This is a genomic window from Curtobacterium subtropicum (genome assembly GCF_030362975.1).
Taxonomy (GTDB): Bacteria; Actinomycetota; Actinomycetes; order Actinomycetales; family Microbacteriaceae; genus Curtobacterium; species Curtobacterium subtropicum.
Window position 1 is genome coordinate 15,282 of sequence record NZ_JAUCMM010000003.1, and the last position, 24,108, is coordinate 39,389.

23 protein-coding genes are annotated in these 24,108 nt (G+C 67.4%); 4 read left to right on the plus strand and 19 right to left on the minus strand.

The features are described 5' to 3' along the window. Positions 1-6 precede the first annotated feature (6 nt). The 5 genes from QUG98_RS05360 to QUG98_RS05375 all read right to left on the minus strand — a co-directional run bounded on the left by QUG98_RS05360 (position 7) and on the right by QUG98_RS05375 (position 3,479). The gene (locus QUG98_RS05360) at positions 7-558 is read right to left on the minus strand and encodes a phosphoribosyltransferase family protein (RefSeq protein WP_289469599.1); all 552 of its coding nucleotides are present in this window, start codon (positions 556-558) and stop codon (positions 7-9) included. Between the two features lie 43 nt (positions 559-601). Next, complete coding sequence (locus QUG98_RS05365) at positions 602-943, minus strand: hypothetical protein (RefSeq protein WP_289469600.1); 342 nt, start codon at positions 941-943, stop codon at positions 602-604. Positions 944-1,276: 333 nt separating this feature from the next. Continuing rightward, complete coding sequence (locus QUG98_RS05370; protein ID WP_289469601.1) at positions 1,277-2,185, minus strand: hypothetical protein; 909 nt, start codon at positions 2,183-2,185, stop codon at positions 1,277-1,279. Further along, positions 2,182-2,835 (minus strand): TauD/TfdA family dioxygenase, encoded by a 654-nt coding sequence (locus QUG98_RS16575; protein ID WP_353067824.1) that lies wholly within the window; start codon positions 2,833-2,835, stop codon positions 2,182-2,184. Before QUG98_RS16575 ends, QUG98_RS05370 begins: the two co-directional genes overlap by 4 nt. A 260-nt stretch (positions 2,836-3,095) precedes the next feature. Further along, positions 3,096-3,479 carry a hypothetical protein gene (locus QUG98_RS05375; protein ID WP_289469602.1) on the minus strand — a complete coding sequence of 128 codons (384 nt, stop codon included), beginning with the start codon at positions 3,477-3,479 and terminating at the stop codon, positions 3,096-3,098. Between QUG98_RS05375 and QUG98_RS05380 the strand changes: the two genes are divergently transcribed. Beyond that, positions 3,472-3,798 (plus strand): hypothetical protein, encoded by a 327-nt coding sequence (locus tag QUG98_RS05380; protein WP_289469603.1) that lies wholly within the window; start codon positions 3,472-3,474, stop codon positions 3,796-3,798. The two genes, QUG98_RS05375 and QUG98_RS05380, sit on opposite strands and share 8 nt — an antisense overlap. 141 nt (positions 3,799-3,939) lie before the next feature. Here the strand turns inward: QUG98_RS05380 and QUG98_RS05385 are convergent, their stop codons facing one another. The 3 genes from QUG98_RS05385 to QUG98_RS05395 all read right to left on the minus strand — a co-directional run bounded on the left by QUG98_RS05385 (position 3,940) and on the right by QUG98_RS05395 (position 6,541). Further along, positions 3,940-4,689, minus strand: a complete 750-nt coding sequence (locus tag QUG98_RS05385; protein ID WP_289469604.1) for a hypothetical protein — start codon at positions 4,687-4,689, stop codon at positions 3,940-3,942. Continuing rightward, on the minus strand, positions 4,668-5,660 hold the full coding sequence (locus tag QUG98_RS05390; protein ID WP_289469605.1) for a ComEC/Rec2 family competence protein: 993 nt from the start codon (positions 5,658-5,660) through the stop codon (positions 4,668-4,670). The genes QUG98_RS05385 and QUG98_RS05390 overlap by 22 nt, the downstream gene beginning before the upstream one ends. Before the next feature lie 251 nt (positions 5,661-5,911). Beyond that, positions 5,912-6,541 (minus strand): hypothetical protein, encoded by a 630-nt coding sequence (locus tag QUG98_RS05395; protein WP_289469606.1) that lies wholly within the window; start codon positions 6,539-6,541, stop codon positions 5,912-5,914. Between the two features lie 385 nt (positions 6,542-6,926). On the opposite strand from QUG98_RS05395, the gene QUG98_RS05400 reads away from it, so the two are divergent. Both QUG98_RS05400 and QUG98_RS05405 read left to right on the plus strand, forming a co-directional pair. Beyond that, positions 6,927-7,169 carry a hypothetical protein gene (locus QUG98_RS05400; RefSeq protein ID WP_289469607.1) on the plus strand — a complete coding sequence of 81 codons (243 nt, stop codon included), beginning with the start codon at positions 6,927-6,929 and terminating at the stop codon, positions 7,167-7,169. Positions 7,170-7,178: 9 nt separating this feature from the next. After that, on the plus strand, positions 7,179-7,937 hold the full coding sequence (locus QUG98_RS05405; protein WP_289469609.1) for a hypothetical protein: 759 nt from the start codon (positions 7,179-7,181) through the stop codon (positions 7,935-7,937). A gap of 152 nt (positions 7,938-8,089) precedes the next feature. On the opposite strand, the gene QUG98_RS05410 is transcribed toward QUG98_RS05405, so the two are convergent. The 3 genes from QUG98_RS05410 to QUG98_RS05420 all read right to left on the minus strand — a co-directional run bounded on the left by QUG98_RS05410 (position 8,090) and on the right by QUG98_RS05420 (position 12,266). Further along, entirely contained in the window at positions 8,090-9,136 is a 1,047-nt protein-coding gene (locus QUG98_RS05410; protein ID WP_289469610.1) for a hypothetical protein, read from the minus strand. Positions 9,137-9,546: 410 nt separating this feature from the next. Continuing rightward, positions 9,547-10,545, minus strand: coding sequence for an IS481 family transposase (locus QUG98_RS05415; protein ID WP_289469611.1), 999 nt, complete (start codon positions 10,543-10,545; stop codon positions 9,547-9,549). A gap of 569 nt (positions 10,546-11,114) precedes the next feature. Beyond that, complete coding sequence (locus QUG98_RS05420) at positions 11,115-12,266, minus strand: hypothetical protein (RefSeq protein WP_289469612.1); 1,152 nt, start codon at positions 12,264-12,266, stop codon at positions 11,115-11,117. 429 nt (positions 12,267-12,695) lie between these two features. Between QUG98_RS05420 and QUG98_RS05425 the strand changes: the two genes are divergently transcribed. Further along, positions 12,696-13,019: a YegP family protein gene (locus tag QUG98_RS05425; protein ID WP_289469613.1), complete on the plus strand. Its 324-nt coding sequence runs from the start codon at positions 12,696-12,698 to the stop codon at positions 13,017-13,019. Positions 13,020-13,257: 238 nt separating this feature from the next. On the opposite strand, the gene dnaB is transcribed toward QUG98_RS05425, so the two are convergent. The 8 genes from dnaB to QUG98_RS05465 form a co-directional block, all read right to left on the minus strand. Beyond that, the gene (gene dnaB, locus QUG98_RS05430) at positions 13,258-14,622 is read right to left on the minus strand and encodes a replicative DNA helicase (protein WP_066657525.1); all 1,365 of its coding nucleotides are present in this window, start codon (positions 14,620-14,622) and stop codon (positions 13,258-13,260) included. A gap of 500 nt (positions 14,623-15,122) precedes the next feature. Beyond that, positions 15,123-19,565 (minus strand): FtsK/SpoIIIE domain-containing protein, encoded by a 4,443-nt coding sequence (locus QUG98_RS05435; protein WP_289469614.1) that lies wholly within the window; start codon positions 19,563-19,565, stop codon positions 15,123-15,125. Further along, positions 19,565-20,485, minus strand: coding sequence for a hypothetical protein (locus tag QUG98_RS05440; protein ID WP_289469615.1), 921 nt, complete (start codon positions 20,483-20,485; stop codon positions 19,565-19,567). Before QUG98_RS05440 ends, QUG98_RS05435 begins: the two co-directional genes overlap by 1 nt. After that, positions 20,482-21,210, minus strand: coding sequence for a hypothetical protein (locus tag QUG98_RS05445; protein WP_289469616.1), 729 nt, complete (start codon positions 21,208-21,210; stop codon positions 20,482-20,484). Before QUG98_RS05445 ends, QUG98_RS05440 begins: the two co-directional genes overlap by 4 nt. After that, positions 21,207-21,797 (minus strand): hypothetical protein, encoded by a 591-nt coding sequence (locus QUG98_RS05450; RefSeq protein WP_289469617.1) that lies wholly within the window; start codon positions 21,795-21,797, stop codon positions 21,207-21,209. Before QUG98_RS05450 ends, QUG98_RS05445 begins: the two co-directional genes overlap by 4 nt. Before the next feature lie 31 nt (positions 21,798-21,828). Next, positions 21,829-23,403, minus strand: a complete 1,575-nt coding sequence (locus tag QUG98_RS05455) for a hypothetical protein (RefSeq protein WP_289469618.1) — start codon at positions 23,401-23,403, stop codon at positions 21,829-21,831. Further along, positions 23,403-23,696, minus strand: a complete 294-nt coding sequence (locus QUG98_RS05460) for a hypothetical protein (RefSeq protein WP_137768570.1) — start codon at positions 23,694-23,696, stop codon at positions 23,403-23,405. The genes QUG98_RS05455 and QUG98_RS05460 overlap by 1 nt, the downstream gene beginning before the upstream one ends. Before the next feature lie 87 nt (positions 23,697-23,783). Further along, entirely contained in the window at positions 23,784-24,077 is a 294-nt protein-coding gene (locus tag QUG98_RS05465; protein ID WP_058748771.1) for a WXG100 family type VII secretion target, read from the minus strand. Positions 24,078-24,108 lie beyond the last annotated feature (31 nt).

A 24,108-nucleotide genomic window follows, 5' to 3' on the forward strand; every position in this document is an offset into this window, starting at 1 on the left:
AACCGTCTACAACTGGTGCATCGACAGGAGCGCGCGCAGTCGCAGCGTCCGTCGGAGCGGAGGCCGCTCGAGCCCGTCGACCACGACGGCGGCACCGAGCCACGTCGCGCCGGCCATGTCGGTCAACATCCGCGCAGCTTCCGCCTGCGCTCCCGTCGCGATCCAGTCGTCGACGAAGAGCACTCGGTCGCCGGACCGCAGCAGGCTCCGGCGGACTCCGAGGTGCAGGGAGCGGTCCCGGTAGTCCGGGCCGGTGGACACCTCCCACCACGGATCGTCGTCCGCAGCACGGCTCGGGTCCTTCCGAGCCTCCGCGAGGCCGACCCCGAGGTGCGCTGCGACGAGTGCTCCGAGGAGTGTTCCGCGCGACTGGATCCCGAGCACCACCGTTGGCTGGGCATCGTCGAACAGGGCGGCGAGACCGGGACCGAGCGCGCGCAGGACGTGCGGATCGCGCCACCAGCCGGTCACGTCGGCGTAGGAGTACGGATCCGTCCGATCACTCCGCCACCGGAATGCGTCCTGCAGCCGTCGTCTGAGATCGGTGTCCACGGTCACGACGTGATCCTCCCAGTTCGCGCGGGTGGACGGCGTCGGGTCGTCAGGTCGAACAGGCGAGCGAGGGATCGGTCGAGGCGTCCGTCAGCCGGAGCTCCTGCGGTGCTACGAGCCGGCCTCGGGCGTCGAGCACCAGGCACCCGTACTCCGTCGAGCCGTCGTGCGCATCGACGAGGAGCGTCGTCCGGTCGCCGGGCACCAGTCCGTCGCGGTTGTCCCACAGGCACGCCAGGTCGACGGAGTGGCCGAGGTCGTTGACGACCGTGATCGGCACCTGGGCCCGGAAGGCGCCTGCTGCCCAGGCGACGACAGCGACGGCGGCCAGGAGTGCGACGCAGCCGACCGCTGTGCCGATGGTGGCGGTGTTCCCGAGCCGACCTGTCACGCGCTGTGACTGTTCACGAAAGATGTCGCAGCACCCCCAACGAGGACGCCGCTGTTCAGTGAAACCGTCGCGCATGCTGCTCGCGAAACGTGTCGCTCCCGCAAGACACGCCTCCTGCTGCCCGTAGCGCCACCAACGTCACCGGGGAGGTCAGATCCCCGGAACGTTGACCGCTGGAAGTCTGTCTCGTCCAGCTTGGCGAGGACCTGCTCAGACGCAACTCCGAGCTTGGCTGGTCAGCGAATGCCCGGGGCTAAACACGAACCATGGCATGACTTGGGTTGGACACCGTCGACTACTGACCGGTCGTAACATCACTTTCGAGGGCCCGCCCTACTCGTTGTTGTATTCCAAATCCCAACCCAAGTCATCGACGTCCCCCTCGGTATCGAAGCTCAGGTCGACGCCTGCCTCAACCAGCAGATCGTCTTCGTGAATCTCAAGATGACAACGAGGGCACACAAGAGCATTGGTGGCAATGGAGATGACGACAACCGGCTCCTGCCAGGATTCATCAGGAGACATAGCCTGGGATTCAACCCGAACGTCTGTCTTCTCATCTCCGCCTATCAGGGCATCACCTGCACATGCCGGACACTCGATGGGCGTGCTATGCAGGTAGCTGGGAAGCGCGAAGGTTGCCCATTCAGCACTCTCCTTTGCCGAGAGAGTCCCCGAATCGTGTTGAGCTAAGCGAGTTCGGGCGCTTTCAAGACGAGCTTCGAGTTGGCGCTTCAAATTGTCCCGCTTGGTCTGCAGGTGCCTTTGCGCCGTGTCGGCGGCCGCCCTCCCTATATAGTCCTCCACAGACCGACCAAGGTGCTGCAGCAGGATCACCGCCTGCGCCCAGAAGCTTGGCCACCATGCAGATTCTGGGATGGCGTCGAAACCGATTGCCGCGGAATGAATGTAAGCATTCCGGCCGTTTGAAAGCTTCTTCGCTTCGCCGGCCTTGAACGGCTTGAAGGCCCGCTCGCAGCGCATCCACACAGCCTTGGCCTGCACGGACTGCGCCTCGGCAGATTCCCGAACTCCGCTCGCTACTAGGAGGCTGTTGCCGTCATCCATCGGGTTCGCCACCAAAAGCGGGCTCACTCGCGCCAGAGCTGCTTTGCCGAGTAGCTCCAACGCACAGCAGGCCCAAAAAGCGCGCTCCTCGAAATCGCGTCCGGCGCCGTCGAGAGCACGGTTCATGAAAAGCCGGGACTTCATCCAAAGTCCGTCAGAATCAAACTGATTCATTGAAGCCGCTCGACCTTCAGCGCGAGGCGCTCAATGCGTCGCCCTTCATCACCGGACGCTATCGCATCGCGCGCGTGCAAAGCAGATCGATTGTCGATGAATAGCAGCATGTCACTCTCGCTCCAATCGTGACTGTAAACCGTCTCCGGAGCTCGCATGCGCTCAAAGTAGACAATTGCTTCTCGAGCATGATGGTCACCAGGGGTCATCACGACAGGGTCAAACCTGAATCTTCTTGCGGTGCGAGCGGGCGTAAGGAAGGTGTTGTGGTTTCCGTGCACCGTGAAAATCCCGGTCGTCAGGCACTCAGGCAAGCCCCACCCCGGCTTGTGGACGACGGTGGGGGTAGTGCTAGGCGCTTTCGAATGAAGAACAATGACGTCTGGCGGATCGACGATGTGAGCACCGTCTGTGTGCAATGGTTGCCGACCCATCCCGTACACGGCACTCAAGGAGTGGGGAGGCGCGTCCGCGGTTGCAAAAGGTCGGAGAGTTGTGCTTTGACGACTGGCACCGGGCCTGTTCTGGAGCGGACTCCAGCCGTTGCTCAACGCGAGTGCAGTACGGAGCTGCTGCAAATTCCCACGCTGGCAACTCCAGCCGTCCCGCGCCAGGTCGTCACGCACTTTGGCGAGGTCCCTCGACTGCATGGGTCGATCCTTGCACGTGTTCTAGCCGTACGTCCGCTCGGCTGAGCTCACAACGTTGACCGGCGTCCTCGTGCGGAAGGCGAACGGCGACGACAGACTCGTGGATTACGAGTGGAGGCCTGCCGTCGACGCAGCACCTTGAGGTGAGGAGGTCCTTCAGCGAGCCGAAGGAACTGGGCCGCGGACGAATCTCCCGCCCGCGATGGGTTCCGCGAGCTCAAGGCGAGTCGGACTTTAGTCAGCACTCCGGACGGTCGCCCTTAAGAAACCACGGGCGGCGGCCAGGCGTCGATCGCGAGCTTGACGTGCGCGACGGTCCGCCCGAGCTCAGTCGAAAGTTCGGTCAGCGTGCGATCACCGTCGGCCAGCAGCGCGTGAAGCCGACCCGTGTCGATATCGCCGAGTTCGCACCCCACCGCGAGACTCCTAGCGTGGGCCGAGCGCTCCGGCGTCCAGACGAGCGGCTCGGTGGTGAGTCTCGTCGGCGAGTACGGGTAGGTCCACAGCAACTCACACTCTTCGTTCACGAAGAAGGCCCGCGCGTACGCGTCCATCGCCTTCTGCAGGCCTTCGGTGAGTCGCAGTAGGAACGCGGTCTCCTGCGCTGCGTCGTCGCGTCGTGACCGCTTGAATGACGTGGACATTGCCATCGAGTACGGCATGCCTGACTCTGCACACCACCCGAGCGAGAACTGGGTCGAGGAGTGGTCGGCCTTTCCTGACGACAAGATCAGGGGCGAATACGCGGATGTCTTCTACCGCGGCTCTCTTGCGGATCGCGTGCACCTCGCGTCAGTCGACGGCGGGCGCGCGGTCTTACCGCTACCAGGCCAGCGCGGAAGCCAGTGGGTCGTGCTTGACTGGCCCTACCAAGTTGCGCGTATTGTGCACGAGCTCAGCTGCCCGAGCGAAAGCTTCGAGGACTACTTCCGCAGGAGCGGGATCACGAAGTGGCCTGCGTAGATTTGCCAGCGCGGCTCGAACAGGGCTAACAGCCATGCGGTGCCTGTGCAGATGATTGATGGCCCCCAACGAGACGCCCGCGCCGCCAAGAGCAACGTGCTCGGGGCGCGACCGCCCGAGCATGTTCGTGGCTACGGCTAATCAAGACTTCGATGACTTTGAAGCACGCACCGTGGCATCGAATAGTTGATAGGCGTAGCGGAATCCAGCAGACCGGACTCGATCCGCCGACGGGAAGATGAACCACCACAAGCCGACGACGACAATCGCGATGTTGCCGCCGACAAGCGCGACCGCAGAGATCGGCAGCACCTCCTGTCCGAACAATGCTGTCACCCAAAGCGCCACCAGACTCACGACGGCGATTCCTCGCCCGAAACGTCTCGCGCCCCAGATGTTTCGCTGCGCACCGTACTCGGCGTTCGCATCGGCCAGCGCCGAGTTTTCGCCTGCTCGAGACAGGTACCGCAGTTGGTCGGTCGCGGTCTCGATGACTTCGTCTGCGTCCGACGGGTTCAACGATTCTCGACGGGACGAGAACAGGTCGATGCCAGTGACCTTGGAGACCGCGGCACGCCAACCTTCCCGTTGCGCCGCGTTCGGAGCCTGATCACGTAGACGCAGGAGCTGTGTTGTCGGTCTCCCACCCCAGGATGCCCAAAGCGCCGGTTCGCAACTGCGCCCCGCGTCGCCGACGGCTATTGCCAGCAAGAAACCGCCGACGGCGAGCAGCACGGCGCTCGATGCCAACGAGGTGACAACGTGCGTCTCGACGCCTATCGAGACGACAACCGTCACCGCGGGCAGGACGGCGGCGATACCGGGCACCAATCTCGCCCGCCAGTCGTAGCGGTCGAAGCCGACACCTATCACTTCGGCAGCTCGAACCACGGCAGCGGTGTCAGCTCGTGCCACCCATCACGTTGCGTGGCACCATTGAACCACCGGATGGTCTGCCCGCGGGTTGCGGAGACACGGCAGCCGCGACGCTTCAACGCGTTCGCAACTTCCGGTCGAGGAAAGTCGTCCGCCTTCTTGCCGACGCTGACAAATGCACTCCGAACGTTCTCATCGCCACCCCTTGGGCCGATGAGTCGGTCAAGCAGAGCGCCGGTGAGGTTGTGTCGGGAGCCGTGGTGCGGCACATCGAAGAAGTCCGGGAGTTGTGTTGCTCGACCAACGCGATCGAGGTGGTCAGCTACTGCGGTCAACGCCGGCACACCTGCATCGCCGGTCATCAACGCTCGTCGGCCATCGACCTGGATGTCTAGGACAATGCTGCTGTTGTTTCGTGCGGTCGTGCCACCATTGTCGGTAAGAACTGGGCCGCCCGGATCCGCCGGAACCTCACGGAGCGACCCGCTGTTGAAGCTTCCATGGCCACCTCCGGCCTCGGCTTCCTGCTCCGACAGGAGCGAGACATACAGCTCTCGGGACGGGCCAGCAACGTGGATCACGTCCCCGAAGATGGTGGTGCCAGCGAAAGCATCGGTGATGACCTTGACGCCATGGCTGCGTGCGGTGCGGATGAGGTCATCAACTTTGTCAGCGGCGACCGCGTCCGAGCTGAACCCAAAGTCGCGAGGCCGATGAATGAGCAGGTTGCGAACCGTCATCTTGTCAAGCACGCCGAACAGGCCGTTGATGTGATCGTTGTCCGGATGCGTGCAAACCATCAGATCAATGACGGACGTTGGATAGTAAGCGTCGATATGAGCGATGATGGGGCCGCTCGAGTCGGCGAATCCCCCATCAATAAGCACAACCCGGTCGGTGGTCGTACCTGGCTCGGTGAAGTGACAGAGGATCGCGTCGCCCGTATTCGTTTCTTCCCCGATGGGGATGAACTCGATCTCAATCATGGTCGTAGCGCTCCTCTTAGTCTATTTAGGTCAGTTGAGACCAGGGTATGGCTCACCACCGACAAGCTTCGCGGCCTCGCCGCTCAGAACTGCGGCAGGCTAATCTGGGCGTCCTCGTTCTGCACCAGGGCGGTCAGGTCCTGTCGGGCGAGCATGGAGAGGTGCGTCTCCAAAGCGGATTCAAGCAGCGCCCGAAGTGCGGGGATAGCTCCCTCGTCGACGGGCGGCTTGAAACTCGTGGTCAGGAGCGCTTACAGGGTCCCTAAGCCCTGGCTATCCGCCGCGGTAGCGGAGCCCGCGGTTGCGTTCTGTGTGGCAGCCCTGCGCTCTTGGAAGTACGTCCAGAGGGCGTACCAGAAGCTCTTCCTCTTCAGGAGTGCGGATCCTACGAAGCAACCGACAGCCGCGAAGATGAACAACCAGGGTGCGGCACCGCCGGTGAGTTGAAGCAAGGCATTCGAAACGGCGGCGACCACGAGGGCGGTGCCGGCTCCGGTGAAGCCGGCGCCCAGGAGCCTGTAGAGCCACTTGTTCTCGTTCCACCCCTGCGGACCCTTCGTGGAGAAGAACAAGAATCCCGCCATAACGACGGCGAGAGCAACACAGATGAGCCAACCGACGAGGCTTACGGGCACCCAGGCATAGGTAGCCTCGGCCGCCTCCCGACTCATTTTTTCGATGAGCGCGCCTCCATCCCGGTCGCCGAGCTCAGCCCGAATCGTCTCCTCGGCGACTTGATCGGAAGACTGCTGCAGTAGGAGTGCTGCGCCGAATGCAAGGAAACCACCGGCGACGGCTGACAACTGGTTGCCGATCACCCACCGAATCACGTCAATCGTGAGTCTGGCTTCTGGCGCGGCGGACGGAGTGAGCTGAGACATGTTCCCCCTAGGTCAGTCTGCATCTTGACACATCGTCGCTATCTGTTGGTGTCATCGCGCTGTGCCTCTCTCGCCAGCGCGTCGACCGATCATCATCATCGTCCCCACGGTGCCACGGGGGAGTGGAACGACTCGGTCAGATTCAGCTCGCGGTGGGTCCGCGCTCCGTCGAACGGCGGACAGCAGGAAGCGTGCGGGGTCAGTACGTGGGGCCGGACAACCAGGCAGCGATCGCCTCGCTGGTGGACCTGCAGCAGACGGTTCCGGGAACCAGATTCGAATCATTCGTCGCGGTCACGGCGGGCTCGGGTCGAGGGCCGCGTAATGAATTGGCACACTGGTATCCGATCGGAGCGATTGCGCCACAGATGTGGAGGGACAGCGAATGACGGACGTGTCGAAGGAAGCAGAGTCGGACGACAGCGAGAACCAGGCAGCAGCCGAGACCGGGTCCGTGGCGGGAGCTGAAGCCCTCGATGCTGTGCAGGAGAGCACCGCTGCGCTGACGGCAGCGGTAACTGCAGCGACGGTGCCGAACCTGCAGCAGGTGTCGATCACACAGACGATGCGGTCTATCCAGTCAGCCATCACTGCCGTGCAGCCCTACGCAGCGCAGGCAGCGGCGTGACGTGAGCAGATGGTTGAGCAGCTCGCACCGACGTTGCAGATCATCCGAGACCTCGCCCCCGCAGCGCAGGCCATCGCGCAAATGAATCGTTCGGCTGCGCAGGCGATCGCTCCGGCGCTGCAGAGCGTGCGACAGTTCGACCTGATCTACGGACAGGAGCTGCAGCGCATGATCCAGCTCATGCAGCCGGCCATCTCCGCGTACGCGGTGCGGCAGCAGACTCTTCGGCAGGTCCGGTTTGACAGCATCGTGAAGCCCTCGCTAGATGTCGCTGTTGCCGGATACCGGGGCAGGAGCGCAACACGCCTCGATGGTCTTGGCACCATGTACGCACCGGTCGCGAAATCACCCAGCCTGCTGCAGGCGACCGAGAACCTCGCGGACGCGTTGGCGACAACAGGCCCTCTGGGCGTGGACTACGCCCGTGTCCGGGCAGCCGCTGATGACTTCAAGTTGGCATACGACGCCGCACCCGAGCCGGTCCGCAGTGAACTCGAGGCTAGCCTCCCGACCGCGCAGGATCAGCTCGGCGTTTCAGATGAGCTGGTCGATCGGACCCTCAGTTTCGCTGGCTTGCGCAGCTACCTCGAGCTATGGGCTGGCGCTGCGCGGACACCGTTGGCGGTAGGAGCCGGAGTCGCAGCCGACGCCGGCTGGGTACTGACCACCCTCGGTTCACCGGGCGAGGGCATTCTCGTCGGCGTCGATACGTTCCGCTCCGTCCGGACATACCTCAGCCGCTTCGACCGCGACGACGAACCCGAGTAGGCGGGCGCACCAACGTCCCGCCCGAAGTGGCGCTGCGAGCTGCCGCAGCAAAGGCGCAAGCCGCCTCACCCTACCGACCTCCTCGATTCTGACCATTCGGTTGGGCGGAGCATCGCGGCTCTGCGACAGTGCTGCGCCGACGCTTCAAGACCTCAGTGTTGGCCAGAAGAGTCGAGAACACCGCCAGCCGCGAGCCGTGCGCTGTCCCGCGGGTTCATCAACAGCACGGTACCGGGCTTTGGCACGAACTTCGCCGACCCGGGTTGAAAGCCATCGAAAGTAGACGGATCCGCCTGGTCCCACTGCTCACTGACGGGCACGCGGATATCCAGCGCGATTCGGCGCTTCGCCCACTCTGTTTCGATGACTGCATTCACGCCGCTTACCACGAGGCCTGTTGACCGGACGCACTCTCGCATCGTCACCATCGCATCTTCCTCAAGCAGCATCGCTGCAGGCGAATCCGCTAATCGCACGGACTGCAGGTTGCTCATCTGCGGGTGGCGCTGCAAGTTCCTATAGACGGTCAAGCCTGTCTTCTTGTCACCCTCGAAGAAGACGTAATTTGCCGACTGTTCGCGATGTACGGCGGTGTTCCGAGCATCGAGCATCCAGCGCAGCCAGCCGGGAGGCCCGGCGGACATGTATGAGCCGCGGATCCCGCGCAGAATCTGATGCTGGAGCTCGGCCACACGCTCCGGCGCCGCCCGCATCGCCCTTTTCAGGCTCTGACTCCGACCTTCGGTCGGGAAGTCCGCATCGTCAGACGTAGGCAAGAGCGCCGGCATCTGAGCCCGCCGAACGTTCATCCTCAACCCACTGACGGCGACGCAAACGGCAGCGGTGCAGTCAAGTGCAGCACCCAGCGCGGTGAAGAGCGCTTGCTGATGAGCGTTGAGCCGCGCACCGAGCTCGTCGATGTGAGGTCCTCGCGGGACCGAGCCCGTGCGTGCGAGCGAGAGGATGAGAGCGTTGTCGAGCTTGTATCGTGCCTCGCGGTACGAAGCGAGCTGCACGAGCGCGCTATGCAGGTTCGACCGCACACTCCGAGCAGCGCCGAGAACGTAGTCGCGGAGGTCCGCACCATCTGAATCGTGTGGGGCGTGACGCCAGATGATTGCGTGCAAGTCGCCGGCGAGCATGGATTCCATCTGTTCGGAGGCGTCGATGCCCGGTTGGATGAGCGCTGTCTCGAGCACCAGGTAACCTCTCTTCGTCTTGAAGCTCCGCCGGGTCTCCGCCGCGACACTCACCTAGGGTCGCCTGCGACGGGCTGTCCTGACTGACGTGCGACGCGAGCCGGCCGGTGCTTGTCGAACCCAGAGGGTTCGTTGTATGTCCGGGGAGCCTCCGGGCATTGTACGGCCGAGGTTCCGGGCCGCAAGAGGACATTGCCGCTGGCATGTGAGCACTTACGACCGGTCCCGTGAGCAAAATCGCCCGCCTCGGCATAACGGCTTCGGTCGAACTCCTTGTGATGCAGCGTCATACCGTTCGAAGCTAGAGGCCCGACCGTTCGTACTGAGGTCGACAATGTGAATGGTTCGTTTCAGATCCGTGACGGAGGTCGGGTGAAGAAGGGGTCTGGATTGATACGTCGAGAACTGATCTAGATGTAGTTCCCCGTGAGGTTGTGAACGCGAGCTGATGGTGTCGCGCCGCCGAGGCCGGTGTGTGGTCGGTGGTGATTGTAGTGATGCAGCCAGGTCGCGTAGGTCGCGGTTCTGGCTGCATCACTGTCGTACGAGCGTGCGTAAGCCCACTCGGCGGCCAAGGTCCGGTTGAACCGCTCGACCTTCCCGTTGGTTTGTGGCCGGTATGGCCGGGTGAAGCGGTGCCTGATGTCACCGAGCGCAGCAGCAAAGGCCCGGGAGCGGTAGCAGGAGCCGTTGTCGGTCATCACCGCCTCGACGTGGATCCCGGCGGCGATGAAGAACGCGTTGGTGCGGACCCAGAACCCAGCCGCGGTGTCTTTACGCTCGTCATCGTGGATCTCTGAATACGCCAACCGGGAGTGGTCATCGACGGCGTGGTGCAGGCAGCGGAACCCGCGAGATGCCCGGGCGCCGCGGCGGGCAGCGCGATCCCGGACCACGCCAGCGGCACGGTCTTGTGCAGAGCCGCGGCCGTGGGCTCGCCAGCCGCCACCGTCCGGGATGCGGCCCTGCTTCTTGATGTCGACGTGGACCAGCTCGCCTGGCCGGGACTTCTCGTACCGGACCGGCGCCGGCCGGCGCACCGGGAGCCCGGTGGCCTGATCGATGTTGCGCAGCAGCGGCATCCGGAACCGGGCAAGGACCCGCCCCACCGTTGATCGGGCGAGGTGGAGGTGAAACGCAATCCGGTGCGGGCCCCACCGTTTCGTGACCCGCAACGCGATGATGCGCCGCTCGAGCCGGCTCGGGAGCCGATTCGGACTCCGGAGCGGACGAGAGGAACGGTCCTGCAACGACAGGCCAGCCCGATACCTTGCGGCCCACTTCGCTGCCGTCGCGGGCGAGCACTGGAACCGCTCCACGGCCCGGCGGACGGGCCAGCCGTCCACGACGATCAAGCGAGCAAGGCGCTCCCTGCCGGTTGGCGTGAACGGGGCATTAGCGTGGGTCACGAAGACCTCCGGTTCGACGTGTTGGTGTGGTAACCCACATCGTCCCGGAGGTCTTCTTCTCACGTCACCCGTTCACAACGTCCCGGGGAACTACACCTAGACCAGGAAGACCTCGACGATGATCAGTACGCGCAACACGCGGGCTGGTCGACAGGAGCTTGCACCGAGAGAGCTCGGACTTCTGCTCGCCCCTTGTCTTCGGCCGATCGATCGCCGGCGAGGACACGTCAGACCGTCGCGACGGATACACCTGCCAGTTCCGCCACATCCTGCAGGGTGGACATGTCGATCCGCGTCCCTTCGACGATTTGTGCAGCTATGAGCGTATGGGGCGGGGGAGGAGGCCGTTTACCGGAAGCGAGAACGATCGTGTGGACGGCGTACCGGCGTGTCGGTGGCTCGTAGTTCTTGTCCCGGATACGAGCACGATCATGCGGGTCTTGAGCAGTTCTGTCCGCTCGCTCCGCCACTCCACATGCCCAGACCTCCTGACCCCTCCCCGACGCCTCGGCATTGTTGGACTGCTGACCCCAGGATGACGTTGAGTGAGCACGACACCTCACTCCACGTCAGAACCCAGACTGCGAAGCGTCGGCAACCGCTTCCTGGAGTTGGGTCCGCCGCGCTTCGCTGATGACTCCGAGGAGGCGGCGCTCAAGGAGAGCGCTCGAGACGCTTCGGACCGCGTCGATCTGGTTGCTGGAAACTGATCTGGTCTTGCCATGAACGAGCCGACTGCGGAGCCCCTTAAGCCTGCCCACAGCAGCGGCGCACTGCTCGCGCGGGCCGCCGACGAGTGCATGCACTGCGTTCTTCAGCGACGCGATGTTCGTGCCGTCCATCTCGAGCGTTTCAATGGTGAGCCAGTGCGCGATGAAGGCTTGAACGGGGTCGGTCTCCGCGTCGGCGCGCCAGTACCACTGAGACGCGATCTGCAGTCGCGCGCGCTCCTCCTCGGAACGGCCAGCATTGGCGTCGAACACCGCGCCGATCTGTGCCACCGCGGCGTCCGCGTCGATGTACTTGAGTTCGGCTTGCGCTTCGAGTGCCACTGTCGGTCCGTCTAGTCGTTGATTCCAGTGCCAGTCGTCAAACACCTCGCCGATCTCTTCAGTGATTTGGAGCCCAAGTAGTCGAGGTCCGAAGACCAGGTCGAGAGATGCCAGCAGAGTCGAGATTGCTGCACGCGCGCCCGCGAGGCGGTCGCTGTGGCCTCCCTCCGCGTCAGTCTCGTTAAGCAGGTAGAGCACCTCGACGTAGTTCATCGGAGGGGTGGTCTCCTGATGCGCCTCCATAGGGATGGCGTCGTCGGCCTCGCGGACGTATCTGACCGGGTTGTAGAAGACGCGCCCCCAGTCCGGGACGAGGAACCGGTCCGGCCGTCTCCACGGGAGCGCCCGTCCATATCGCGGCTCACCCCAAGTGACACGATCGTTCGCGAACATCACCCTGCAGTTCGCAGCGACGACCACTGCAGGTTGTGTGGGAACTGTGCGCAGGGTCTTGTAGACGACTCGGTAGGCCGGTCGACCAGATTCCGGTGCGTGGTCCTCGTCACTGCCCTGCCACCCCTGGAACCGCATCTCAGGAGGCATGTCGAAGGTTCGCTGAAGCGAGTTGATGAACTCGTCAACTCCCGTCAGTTGATCTCGGCGCACCGATCGACGGCGGCCCGTTGTGCGATCCTCGATGTGCACCCGCGGGTCGAATTCGTCAGACACTTCGGCTCCTCGTCACACTGCTGGGGTTCCTCGAGACTGTTGCACAGTCAGGAGTATCACGCGCACGGGTGGCGCTTGATACCGCGCATGACTGCCATCGTCTGAGACCAAGAAGCCCGCTCCGTCCGGTTCCTCTCCTGGTGTCTGACCGCTTGCGAGGCTTTGGGCCACGGGGCCTAGACAGAGAGACTCGAGTCCGATGCGCCTCAGACTGCGTGACACACACACAGATCAGCTGCGCCAGCCCGAGTTGACGAGCAGGGGAGCGCAACGGCTGATTGAATGCCCTCAGATCCACTCGTCGGACCGTCTGGAGCTTCGGTTCGGCTGTGCCCGCCCGCCGCCTCGCCGCGACGTCCTTCCGCTGTCCGCCGCGACAGCATCGCAACTCGGGGCCTCCAGCCTCATCGCAACGGAAGCAGGGACGCGATGTCCCTTCGATTCACCTCCGTCCCAATGCAGAATGGGCAGTACGTCTGGCGCCTGCACTCGCCCCAGAATGAACTGGTTGCTCGCGCCGCGACCGCGTTCGACACGCTCGACGGTGCTCAGCGAGCAGCGGCTACCTTCAAAGCCGTCTCCTCGAATGTTCGGTTCGTGGTCTACGTGAATGCAGTCGGGGAGTGGCGTTGGCGGGCATGCCGTCATCACCTCAACCTGGCGCGTTCCGGCGGCACGTTCCCGACGAGGGCGAGTGCCGAGCAAGCCGTTGCATTCGTGCAGTCGCGCGCCGGCTCGGCTTCCGGCGTCTGAGAGTAAGGCCTCCGCCGCATCGATGCGCGTCAACGCCCCAGCGCAGGCGTGCTGCCCTGCGCCTAACTGGTGATGGCGTGTGGCCGACGAAGCGGAATATGCGCGACTTCCTTCAGCCGTCATGCCCCCGCCACTCCTCGCCGAACAGCGTCGCTCAGTGAAGCTGTCGCCAACCGGCTCCCGCGACAGTTTCCGAGAGCAGGCGACGCTTTACGTGAGCAGTCACACGCGCGTGGCCCTACTGCGGCATGTCGACGAACCGCGAGAACATCCCGTGGAACGCCACTGTAATGGTGTCCGTCGGCCCGTTGCGGTGCTTCGCCACGATGAGGTCCGCCTCACCCTGGCGCGGGTTGTCCTTCTCGTACGCCGACTCACGGTGCAGCAGGATCACCATGTCGGCGTCCTGCTCGATGGAGCCCGACTCGCGCAGGTCCGAGATCATCGGCTTCTTGTCGGCACGCTGCTCCGGACCACGGTTCAGCTGCGACAGCGCGATGACCGGCACGCCGAGCTCCTTCGCCATGAGCTTCAGCGCACGCGAGAACTCCGAGACCTCCTGCTGACGGCTCTCGACCTTCTTGCCCGAGGTCATGAGCTGCAGGTAGTCGATGACCACGAGCTTGAGGTTGTGCTGCTGCTTGAGGCGGCGGCACTTCGCGCGGATCTCGACGAGCGTCATGTTGGGGGAGTCGTCGATGAAGAACGGGGCGTCGTTGATGCGGCCGCGGGTCTGCGCGATGGTGGTCCAGTCGCGGGAGTCGACGGTGCCCTTGCGCATGTTCTGCAGCGGCACGCTCGACTCGGCGGACAGCAGGCGCATCGCGATCTCGGCACGACCCATCTCCAGCGAGAAGAAGGCGGCCGTCTGGTCGTGCTTGAGCGCTGCGGCACGGCACAGGTCGAGCGCCAGGGTCGACTTGCCGAGCGCGGGGCGCGCGGCGACGATGATGAGCTGCCCGGGGTGGAAGCCGTTCGTCAGGGCGTCGAGCCCGCTGAACCCGGTCGGCACGCCGGTCATCTGCCCGTCGCGGCCCTTCGCAGCCTCGATCTCGTCGATCGCGGCACCGATGGCGTCGGTCAGGGGCACGTAGTCCTCGGTCTGCACGCCACCGGCGACGTTGTAGACCTCGGCCTGTGCGCTGTTGACGAGGTCGGTGACCTCACCCTCGGACGCGTAGCCCATCTGCACGATGCGGGTGCCGGCGTCGACCAGGCGCCGGAGCACGGCCTTCTCGGCGACGATGGCTGCGTAGTACCCGGCGTTCGCCGCGGTCGGCACCATGCTCGTGACGCTGTGCAGGTACTCGGCACCGCCGGCGCGTGAGAGCAGACCGGTCTTGGTCAGCTCGTCAGTGACGGCGATGACGTCCGTGGGTTCGCCGTGCGAGTAGAGCGACAGGATCGCGTCGAAGATGACCTCGTGCTTGGGGATGTAGAAGTCCACGCCACGGGCGGTCTCGATGACGTCGGCGACGGCGTCCTTCGACAGCAGCATGCCGCCGATCGTCGACTGCTCGGCGAGCAGGTCGTGCGGCGGCGTCCGTTCCGAACCCCGCTCGGACAGGTCCTGCGGGGACGGATCGAGATGCGCGATCGACACACGGACTCCCTCTTGTCGTGACGGTGCGGACCTCGGCCCACAACTGCTTCCTACCCCGAGCGACCGACATCCCCTGCCTCCGCCGAGTCGCTGGGCCAAGCTACGGGGACAGAGTTATCCCCAGCAAACAGCCCTGTGGATAACTCTGTGGAGAGCATGCGGAACACGCCGGGTCCCCATGTGCACAACTGTGGACGAGTATGTGGACAACTGCACGGTAGAACACGTGTTCGACGGATTGATCTGGGGTTTTCCGTTCCACACCGTGTGTGGAGAACCGGGCTTCAACTACACCTTGAAGGTTGGCCCGGGCGGCGTTTCCACTGTGTAAAACGACTTGACAAACGGGTGCCCTGTGGGGAGCGTTCTCGGGTCGCTCTCAGCATCGGCAGACTGCCGCGAGCAGTAACCGGCCAGCACCAGCCTCAGCGGACCGGGCTCCCGGCCGACCGGCCGACCGGGCGACCGGCCGACCGACCAACAGGCCGCCAGCACCAGCCTCAGCTGACCAGCGCCCCGGCCCCGGTCCCGGTCAGCGTCCCGCGCGGGACCATCGGCACCTGCAGCGTCGACGCCAGCCCGGTCCCCAGGTGCACGAGCGCCGACCCGGGCTCGATCCGCGTCGAGATCGACGACCGCGCGATGCGCACCCCGATCAGGTCCCCGGCCAGGGTGTCCTGCGGCGACAGCAGCGCCCCGCGCCGGTTCTTCTTGGCGTCGACCTGCCACCCGCCGAACCCGGCCGCGAGCCCCGTGGTGTTCCCGCCGAGCAGCATCCCCTGCCCGTTGTCCACCGCCGCTCGCCCCCAGTCGCGCAGCCAACGCGCCGCCGAGCAGTCGATGAGCAGCTCACCGTCGTCCACGACGAGCACGAGGGGAGCACCGTCCGGCGCGAGCACCGGTTCGAGCTGCTCCTGCGTGACGTCGTCCCCGCTGAACACCGCACGCACGCCGGGCAGCCCCTCGAGGTCCCGCACGGGCCCCGGCCGCGGCGCGAGCACGACGAGCGACGTGCCGCCGGCCAGCAGCGACCGCGCCATGGCCGCGAGCATGGTGGACCGACCGGACCGCGACGGTCCGGCGACCACGAAGGTGCCGCCCCCCGTGCGCAGGTCGACGGTCTGCAGCTCCATGTCGTCCCCGCCGACACCCGTGACCGCCACCATCGGGAGCGGTTCGGGAGCGGACTCGAGCGCGAGTGCGGTGTCGAGGTCGAGGTCCTTCGGCATCGCGTCCACCCGGAACGGGCGCGGCGACGGCGGGACCGGCGAGGCCGCTCGGAGCTCCGCGGCGAGGTCACGCACCGCGGTGGTCTGCCCCTGCCCGGACACGTCGGTGCCGAGCGTCGCGAAGTGCACCTCGGTGCCCGAGTCGGCGCGGAACCCCCGCCCCGGCGGGATGGACGCGGGCAGCTTCCGGTGGTTGATGCCGCCGAGCGAGTAGTCGAGCCGGTCGGTCAGCCGCAGCACGACCTTGTCGTCGGTGAGCGTCGACATGCGCGACGACAGCAACGACCGGTCACCGGACACCACGACGTGGATCCCGGCTGCCGCGCCGTCGCGCAGCAGCGACTGCACGGCGTCGGTCAGCGCCCCGCCGTCGACCTCGCCGAGCGACGTGGTGAAGTTCTCCCAGCGGTCGATGAGCACGAGCACGTGCGGCAGTCGCTGGCCCGGCGCGGCGAGCAGGCGCTGCTCGGTGACGTCCGCCGCCGACGCCGCAGCGATCACGTCGTGCCGACGCGCGGTCTCCCGCGTCAACCGGTCGATCAGGCGCGTCGCGCGTTCCACCTGCGTCCGCTGCACCACGGCGCCGCAGTGCGGCAGCTGCTGGAGGGACGCGAGGGCGCCGTTGCCGCAGTCGATCGCGTACACGTGCAGGTCGGCGGACGACAGGGAGCGCGCCGCCGAGGCGGCCAGGGTACGGAGCGCCGTCGACCGCCCGGACCCGGGTGCACCGACGACGAACTGGTGCGTGAACCGGGCGAGGTCGACCTCGGCAGCGCGCTGCTCCTGGGCGTCGGGCAGGTCCTCGAGCCCGACGGCGAAGCGCAGCGACTCGACCGGCGACGACCCGGAAGGTGCAGAGGGAGCGGACGACCCGACCGCGGCCGATGCGACCTGCGCGAGCGGCAGCAGCTCCGGCAGCGGCGGCAGCCACGGGCTGTGCACCCGTCCGATGCCGAGCCGGTCGCGCGCGTCCCCCATCGCCTGCACCAGGACCGACAGGTCCGTGGCGGCGGTCGCCTGGTCGCTGCGCGACGGTCGCGTGGGCGGTGCGGTGGCGAAGTCGCGCCAGTCGAGCACCCGGACGAACGGGAGGCCCGTGGCCGGGTCCTCCTCGCCGGCCCACCGACCGCCGACCCGCGCCGACTGGAACGGCACGACCGACGAGTGACCGAGGCGCGCGAACGCGCGCCCCGGCACGCTCTTCGGGATCCGTGCGGCATCGGCCACGTCGATGACGTCGGTGCTCTCCCCGGAGTCGGTCATCCGCAGCGCGACACGCAGGTTCGTGTTCGCCCGGATGTCCGGCCCGACGACGCCGCCGGGACGCTGGGTGGCCAGGATGAGGTGCACCCCGAGCGAGCGACCGCGCTGCGCGATGCCGATCAGGCCGGTGACGAAGTCGGGCAGCTCGGTGACCATCGCCGCGAACTCGTCGATGACGAGCACGAGCCGTGGCATCGCCTCCCCGGCACCGCCGCGGGCGAGGTGCGCCTCGTGGTCCTCGATGTCCTTCGCACCCGAGGCAGCGAGGATGTGCTCACGCCGGGTGAGCTCCGCGCGCAGCGACCGGAGCGCCCGCTCGACCAGGTGCTGGTCGAGGTCGGTGACGAGCCCGACGGTGTGCGGCAGGTCCGACGCCACGCTGAAGGCCGCGCCGCCCTTGTAGTCGACGAGCACGAACGTCATCCGGTCCGGGCGGTTCCGCAGCGCGAGCGACGCGACGAGGGTCTGCAGGAACTCGGACTTGCCGGACCCGGTGGTGCCGGCGACCAGGCCGTGCGGGCCGTCCTTGACCAGGTCGAGCTCGAAGGCGCCGTCGATCCCGACGCCCACGACCGCGGACGTGCTCGTGCCCGACGTCGCCCAGCGTTCGGCGACGGTCCGGCCGTCGGGCTGTGGCAGGTCGACGACGTCGAGCAGTCGGGCGGCGTCCGGCACCAGGCCGTCCCCGTCGGACCCGCTCGTGTCGCGGAGCGGCGAGGTCCCGCGGGCGACGTCGTCGTACCAGTCGTCCGCGACCCGGTCCGCGAGCACGAGCTCGACGGGCGCGGACAGCTGCCGACGCAGTACGAGCTCGGTGGGGCTGCGGTGCGTGACGGTGGCGACGCACTCCTCGGGGAGCTGCCACTCCTCCTCGTCGATGCAGACGAGGCGGATCCCGCAGGCGGGCCCGTCCCGGAGGAGTCCCACGACGCCGGGCATCGCGCGGAGTCGTCTGGCACCGTCGAGCACCACGACGATCTCGGGGGAGAACCGGCTCCGGTGCGTCCCGTTCTTCTGCCGCTCCGCGCGGCGCTCCGCGAGCACCTGGGTGAGCTCGGCCAGGCGTCGGCCGATCGTCTCGCCGTCGGCCCCGATGAGCGCCAGGGCCTCCTGCCCGCCCGTCGGTCGCACGTGCGGCAACCACAAAGTCCACGCCCACGCCGGGACGTGCTGCTGGGCCGTGAGCACGACGAACTGCACCTCGCGCGGGCTCTGCGTGACGGCGAGCTGCCCGAGCACCCAGCGTCCGAGGTCGCGCGGGGCGGCACCGGCGCCGGCGATGCCGAGCACCCCGACCTCGGCGAGCGGGACCGTCACGGGCACGCCGCGGGTGACCCGGGGCGTGTGGGCGAGGCCGTCGAGGTCGCGGTCGTCCACCACGGTGACGGTCGACGGCAGGTCGCCCGTGCCGATCCGCACGTGCAGGTGGTCGCCGTCGGAGGGCCGGCGCTCCCAGAGCCGCCGCCCGGGGGTGGTCGCGACCACCCGCAGCGAGGCGGCGTCGAGCGCGGACGTCCGCCGCTGGTCGCGCTGGTCGAGAACCGCCTGGTCGATCGCCGTCTCGAGCGCGGCGACCCGTTCGCGGTGCTCCGCGAGTTGCTTCCGGTGGCTCTTCCTGCCGGTGCGCCGGGCACTGATCGTCTGCCCGATCACCATCATCGGCGTCATCGCCGCGAAGAGCAGGTAGAACGGCGAGCGGAACACGGTCGCCATCACGATGCCGAACATCGCCGGGACGAACACCATGATCCACGGGATCGCGGACCGCTGCGGTGGCACCGGCGGCTTCGGGATCCGGAAGTCCGTCTGCAGGAACGGCGGGAGCAGCCGCGGCGGCCGGTTGAAGTCGAGCTGCCCGGAGTCCGGCGGACGGAGCAGCATGCGGTCGACGACCTCGACCGGCGCGACGCTCAGCACCGTGTCGCCGAGGTGCACGAGGGCGTGTGCCGGCCAGTCCGACCACTCAGCCGCGATCGGCTCGCCCTCGAGGGTGGGCGCGGGACGATCCGTGGGACGCTCGCCGTCGTCCTCGGGCGGGGTGAGCCGGACCGTCACCGACCCGTCGAACGCGGTGCGGGCCTCCAGACCGGGACCGTCGGCGGCCGCACCGACCGCGGCCGCACCGTCCTCGGTGAGGGCGATGCGGACCGTACCCGGCGACAGCCGTCGGACGCGACCCGCGTCGACCCCGCCCACGACGAGCAGGTGCACGGTGCCGTGCTCGGGCTGCGGCCGCTCGGCACCGCCGACGTGCAGGACGGCGCCGTCGACGAGCCCGCTGCGCGCGAACGGCACGTCGCCGTCGGGGGCGCCGTCCGGGACGGGCCGGCCGCCGGTCCGCTCGACCAGGGCGTCGACGACCGTCCGCATCGGCGTCTGTCCGGCGGCGTCGACGAGGACGTCGGAGTGCTCACCGGTCGCGTCGTCGACGACCGTGACGACGACGCGCATCAGGCCTGTTCCCGCGCGTCGGCCGGGACCTGACCGTCCACCGGCGCAGCCGGGTCCACCGGGACCGAGCGACCGAGGGCCGCCCACTGCAGCGTGCCGAGCTCGTCGGACACGTGGGTGCCGTCCCGCCGCACCGCGATCGTCCAGCGTGCGAGCGGGTCCGGAGCGGCCGCGATGCACGCCCAGCGGCCACCCGGCCGCTCGAGCAGACGGGCCAGCTCGCGTCCGTCTGCACCGGCCGGTACCCGGGACACGACCAGGAGGCCCGGAGTCGCGTCCGCCGTGACCGCCGCGATCGCCTCGTGCACCGTCACGGCCGTGCCCACCCCGACCGGCGACCCGACCTCGAGCACGGTGGTGCCGGCCGCCCACGGGGCAGTCGTGAACTGTTCGACGACGCGGACGAGCAGCGCCGCACGGGCGGCACCCTCCCCGCGCAGGGCGACGATCCCGCGCACCCGACGCAGGTCGACCACGACCGTCTCGTCCTCTCGGGTGCCGACCGGTACGGCCGTCGCGAACTCGACCGGAGCCCCGCCGACGAGCGGGACCGCCTGCAGCGCCCACATCGGCGCCGACCACGTCCGACCGTCCGGCGTGGCCGTCCACGGCGCCGGCGGCGCGATCGTCGGCGACGCGACGTCGATCCGCACGGTGTGGCCGATCGAGATCCGCACCGCTCCGGGGAACAGCACACCAGCCCCGGCGCACGAGGCCTCGATCCCCCGGAGCACCCGGTCGACCGCCCAGGCCGCGGCGGGGTCCCGACGCACCTGGTCGGCCCAGACCAGTGCATCGGTCGAGGTGCGGCGGCGGAGCGCGACGATCGTGGGCACGACGACGGCGAGTGCTCCCAGGAGCACGACGACCGACATGGTCAGCAGCAGGTGCGACTCCGGCGTCAGGAACGACCAGGTCACGAGCGGGCCTCGGCGATCTCGGCGATCCGACGCTCGAGCGGGGTCGGCTCGGTGCCGGGCACGTCGGTCCAGCGGAAGGTGGTCATCACGGCGTCGAAGAGCATCACGAGCGCGTCCGTCAGCTGCTCGGCGGCCTCCGGGTCCTCCGGGTCGCTGGGGCTGATCGCCGAGAACGACATGATCACCCACCGACCCGGCCGGTGCGGGACGGGGATCGAGTACGTCACCTGGCGGTCGTCCACCACGGGCAGGTCTGCACCGACCTCCGGGAGCTCGGCGGCGACGTCCGCACGCCGGACCGTCTGCTCGGTGCGCGCTGCGATGCCGCCGTCGACCTCGCGCAGCCCCGTGTCCTCGGGGTCGCGCCGGGTCGGCAGCGCCTCGGCGAGCAGCTGCGCGACCACCTGCTCCGGTGCCTCCTCGGACTCGTCGTCCACCTCGGACTCGATGATCGACACCGGCGGGGTGTACCCGTCGACGGGCTGGACCGGCATGAGGACGGCGGTGGCGCCGTTGTCCCCGGCCTCGACCACCGCACGCAGCAGGCGCTTCCGCATCTCCTGCCGCAGCGGCTCGGCACGGTCACGTGGCAGGTCGTCCGGCAGCGCGCGGGCGATCACGGCACGGACGGTCTCCCCGAGCTCCTCGCGCTGGTCCTCGCCGGCGGGCAGGCGAGCCCAGCCGGGCGGGACGACGACCAGGAAGGACGCAGTCGGAGCGGTCATGCGTGCACCTCGTTCTCGACGGTGGCCAGCAGGTCGACGACGAGCGGCGCGAACACCGGGACGAGCCCCAGGTCCGTCGTCCGCCACAGCACGTGCGTGTCCACGCCGTCGGACCGACGGACGGCGCAGACGGTCGCCCAGATCGCCCCGTCGTCGTCGAGGTCGTAGCGGGTGACGACGGGCCCCTCGCCGCCGACGTGCTCGGGGAGCTCGTCCACCGACGGCGGTTCGACCGGCAGGCCGCCGGTCGCCCCGGCCAGGTCGAGCAGTTCCGCGGTACCGCCCTCGGCCAGCCCGACGGTGACCACCACGGGCAGCGGCCAGTTCCCCGGCACCGCGAGCGACGCGACCAGGCGCTGCCCTGGTCCGAGACCTGCGCGGAACGCCAGCAGCGTGTCGAGGGCCGCGACGGTGTCGAGCCGCTCGGCCGTCCGGTGCTCAGGACGCTCGTCGTCGAGCCGGACGACCGCGTCGAACAGCTCGAGCGTCTCGGCCCGCCACGCTGTGTCCTCCTCGTCCGGGTGCGGCACGAGGAGCCAGGTGGCGCCGTCGGTGGTGATGCTCGACGAGACGGTGGCGGTGGTCACGGTGGTCCTCTCGGGGGTGCAAGGGGGGGGTTCAGCGCTGGGCTGCGGGCACGGTCGGCAGGTCGGTCACGGGGTGCTTGTGCTCCGAGACCCACTCGGTCCACGGTCGCTCCTGGTCGGCACCGATGCCGATCGGACCGATGACCAGGCCCGCGATCGCGTTGCCCTTGCCCCACGCGCTCATGAACCCGTTCGCACCGGCGTGGTACCACGGCGCCGCGGTCACGCCCGACCGCAGGCGGTTCAGCTTCTCGAAGTCACTCAAGCGGTCCCGGGTGAACTGGAAGTCGACGCCACCCAAACGCTCACCCCAGTCCTTGAGCCCGCCGCGGGTGCCGGCCTCGGTCCAGAACTGCTTCTTCACGAGCTTCGCGTCGTTCGCGATGACCTTGTGGATCTTCGCGACGTTCCACCAGTTCGGGTTGTCGGCGAACTTCGCCGCGAACGACGCCTCGGTTCCGATCCACTCCACGTCGACGGCGTCGCGACGACCTCGAGCCCGTTCCAGTGCCCTCGTCGCCTTGCTGATCTGTGCCTGCAGCCCGTCGAGCTGCTTCGTGATCGTCTGCGCCTGCGCCGACGACATGGGCCGGTCGAGGCGCTTGTCGAGCTTCGAGAAGTCCCGCTTCAGCGCCTGCAGCTCGTCCTTCCGCACGCCGACCGCCTTGTGCGCGGCCTTGCTCGCGGACGAGAACTTCGTGGTCATCGCGCCCTTGGTCGCCTTGATGCCGTTGCTCACGGCGGTCGAGGTGACCTTCGTGATCGCGGTTCCGAGTCCGAGCGTCAGCACGCCGACGACGGCCATGACGAGGTCGAAGACGTTGCCCTCGCCCATCGCGAAGGTCGCCGCCTGCGCGATCAAGGTCATCCCCGCCGAGATCGCGCCGAGGATGGCACCGATGCCGAGGCCCGGGATCAGGAAGGCGAACACGGCCAGGACGATCCCGATGATGGTCAGGATCTTGATGAGCATGTGGATGAACTTGTACCAGCCGGAGTCGTGCAGGCCGTCGTGCCAGCCGTCCCGCATGGTGCTCGCGGCCGTCCGCCCCGCGGCGTTCAGCTGTTCGCGGGCGTCCTGCAGCTTCCGCTTGGCAGCCGCGACCGCCGCCTCGGCGCCGGAGATCCGGTCGTCGCGCTTCTGGCTGTCGGCGGTGTCCTCCGGCGTCGGTTCCTTCCCGCCGGCCTTCGCATCGGCGACGGGGTCGGCGAGTCCCTGGGCCGACCCGAGGTCGCCCTTCGCGGCGATCGCGTCCTGCAGCGCCTGCCACGAGGTCCCCATCACGGTGCCGGCCGCACGGTCGCTCTCGTCGCCGACCGCGGCGGCGAAGCCGGTCAGGGCCTCGCCCGCCGATCGGTAGCGCCCGGTCATCTGCTTCAGGGACCCGGCGACGTCCTTCGCCCGCTTGCGGACGGCGTCGACGGCCTCGCCCTTGCCGACGGACTCGTCGCCGCTGCCGACCTTCTCGAGGGTCGCGGCGGTGGTCTCCATCGACTCCGCCATGTCGCGGTAGTACGCCGCGAGCTCGAGCACCTTCGCCGGCTGCGTCGTGATCGGGTCACCCGGCTCGTCGAGGGCGGCCCAGTCACCTGCGCGCCCGGCCATCAGGCGGACTCCTCGTGCGACTGCAGGCCGTCGGTCAGCTGCTGCTGCAGATCACGCCACGTGTCGACCGAGTTCTGCAGGTTCTTGTCGAGCTTGTCGACGTTCTTGCGGATCTTCTCGCGGTGGAGCTTCCAGTCCTTGCTGAAGTGCGAGAAGGCGTCCTGCAGGTGCGACTCGCCGAAGACACCGTGGTACTGGTCGTCGTCGGACTTCTGGTGTTCGAGCTCGTCGTTGATGGCGTGCACCTTCGCGGCGCTGTCGCTGAGCTCCTGGCTGATCACGAGATCGGACACGGGTACCTCCGAGGGGACGGGACGGGAACGGGACGCGCCCCGACCGACGTCGCTGACGGCAGCGTCGACCGGGGCGCGGGGAGCGCGCTACTTGATGGCGTTCGCGAGTTCCTGGTCGGTCTGCTGCAGCGCCTCGGCCGCCTTGTTCAGGTACATCGACATGCCCTCGAGACCCTCGATGGTCTTCGTGGCACCGTCGTTGAACTCCTGGTACGAGCTCCCGAACGCGACCGAGGACTGGTCCGTCACGTAGCCGCCGCTGATCAGCGAGTCCACGAGCGCCTTCAGCTCCCGCAGCTTCGAGGTGATGTCCTGCTCACCGTTCACGAGTCGGGTCGCGGCGTCCTGCATCTCGCCGTAGGTCACGTTCAAGTTGGGCATGGCCTGCTCCTGTCGTTCGTCGCGCCCCCCG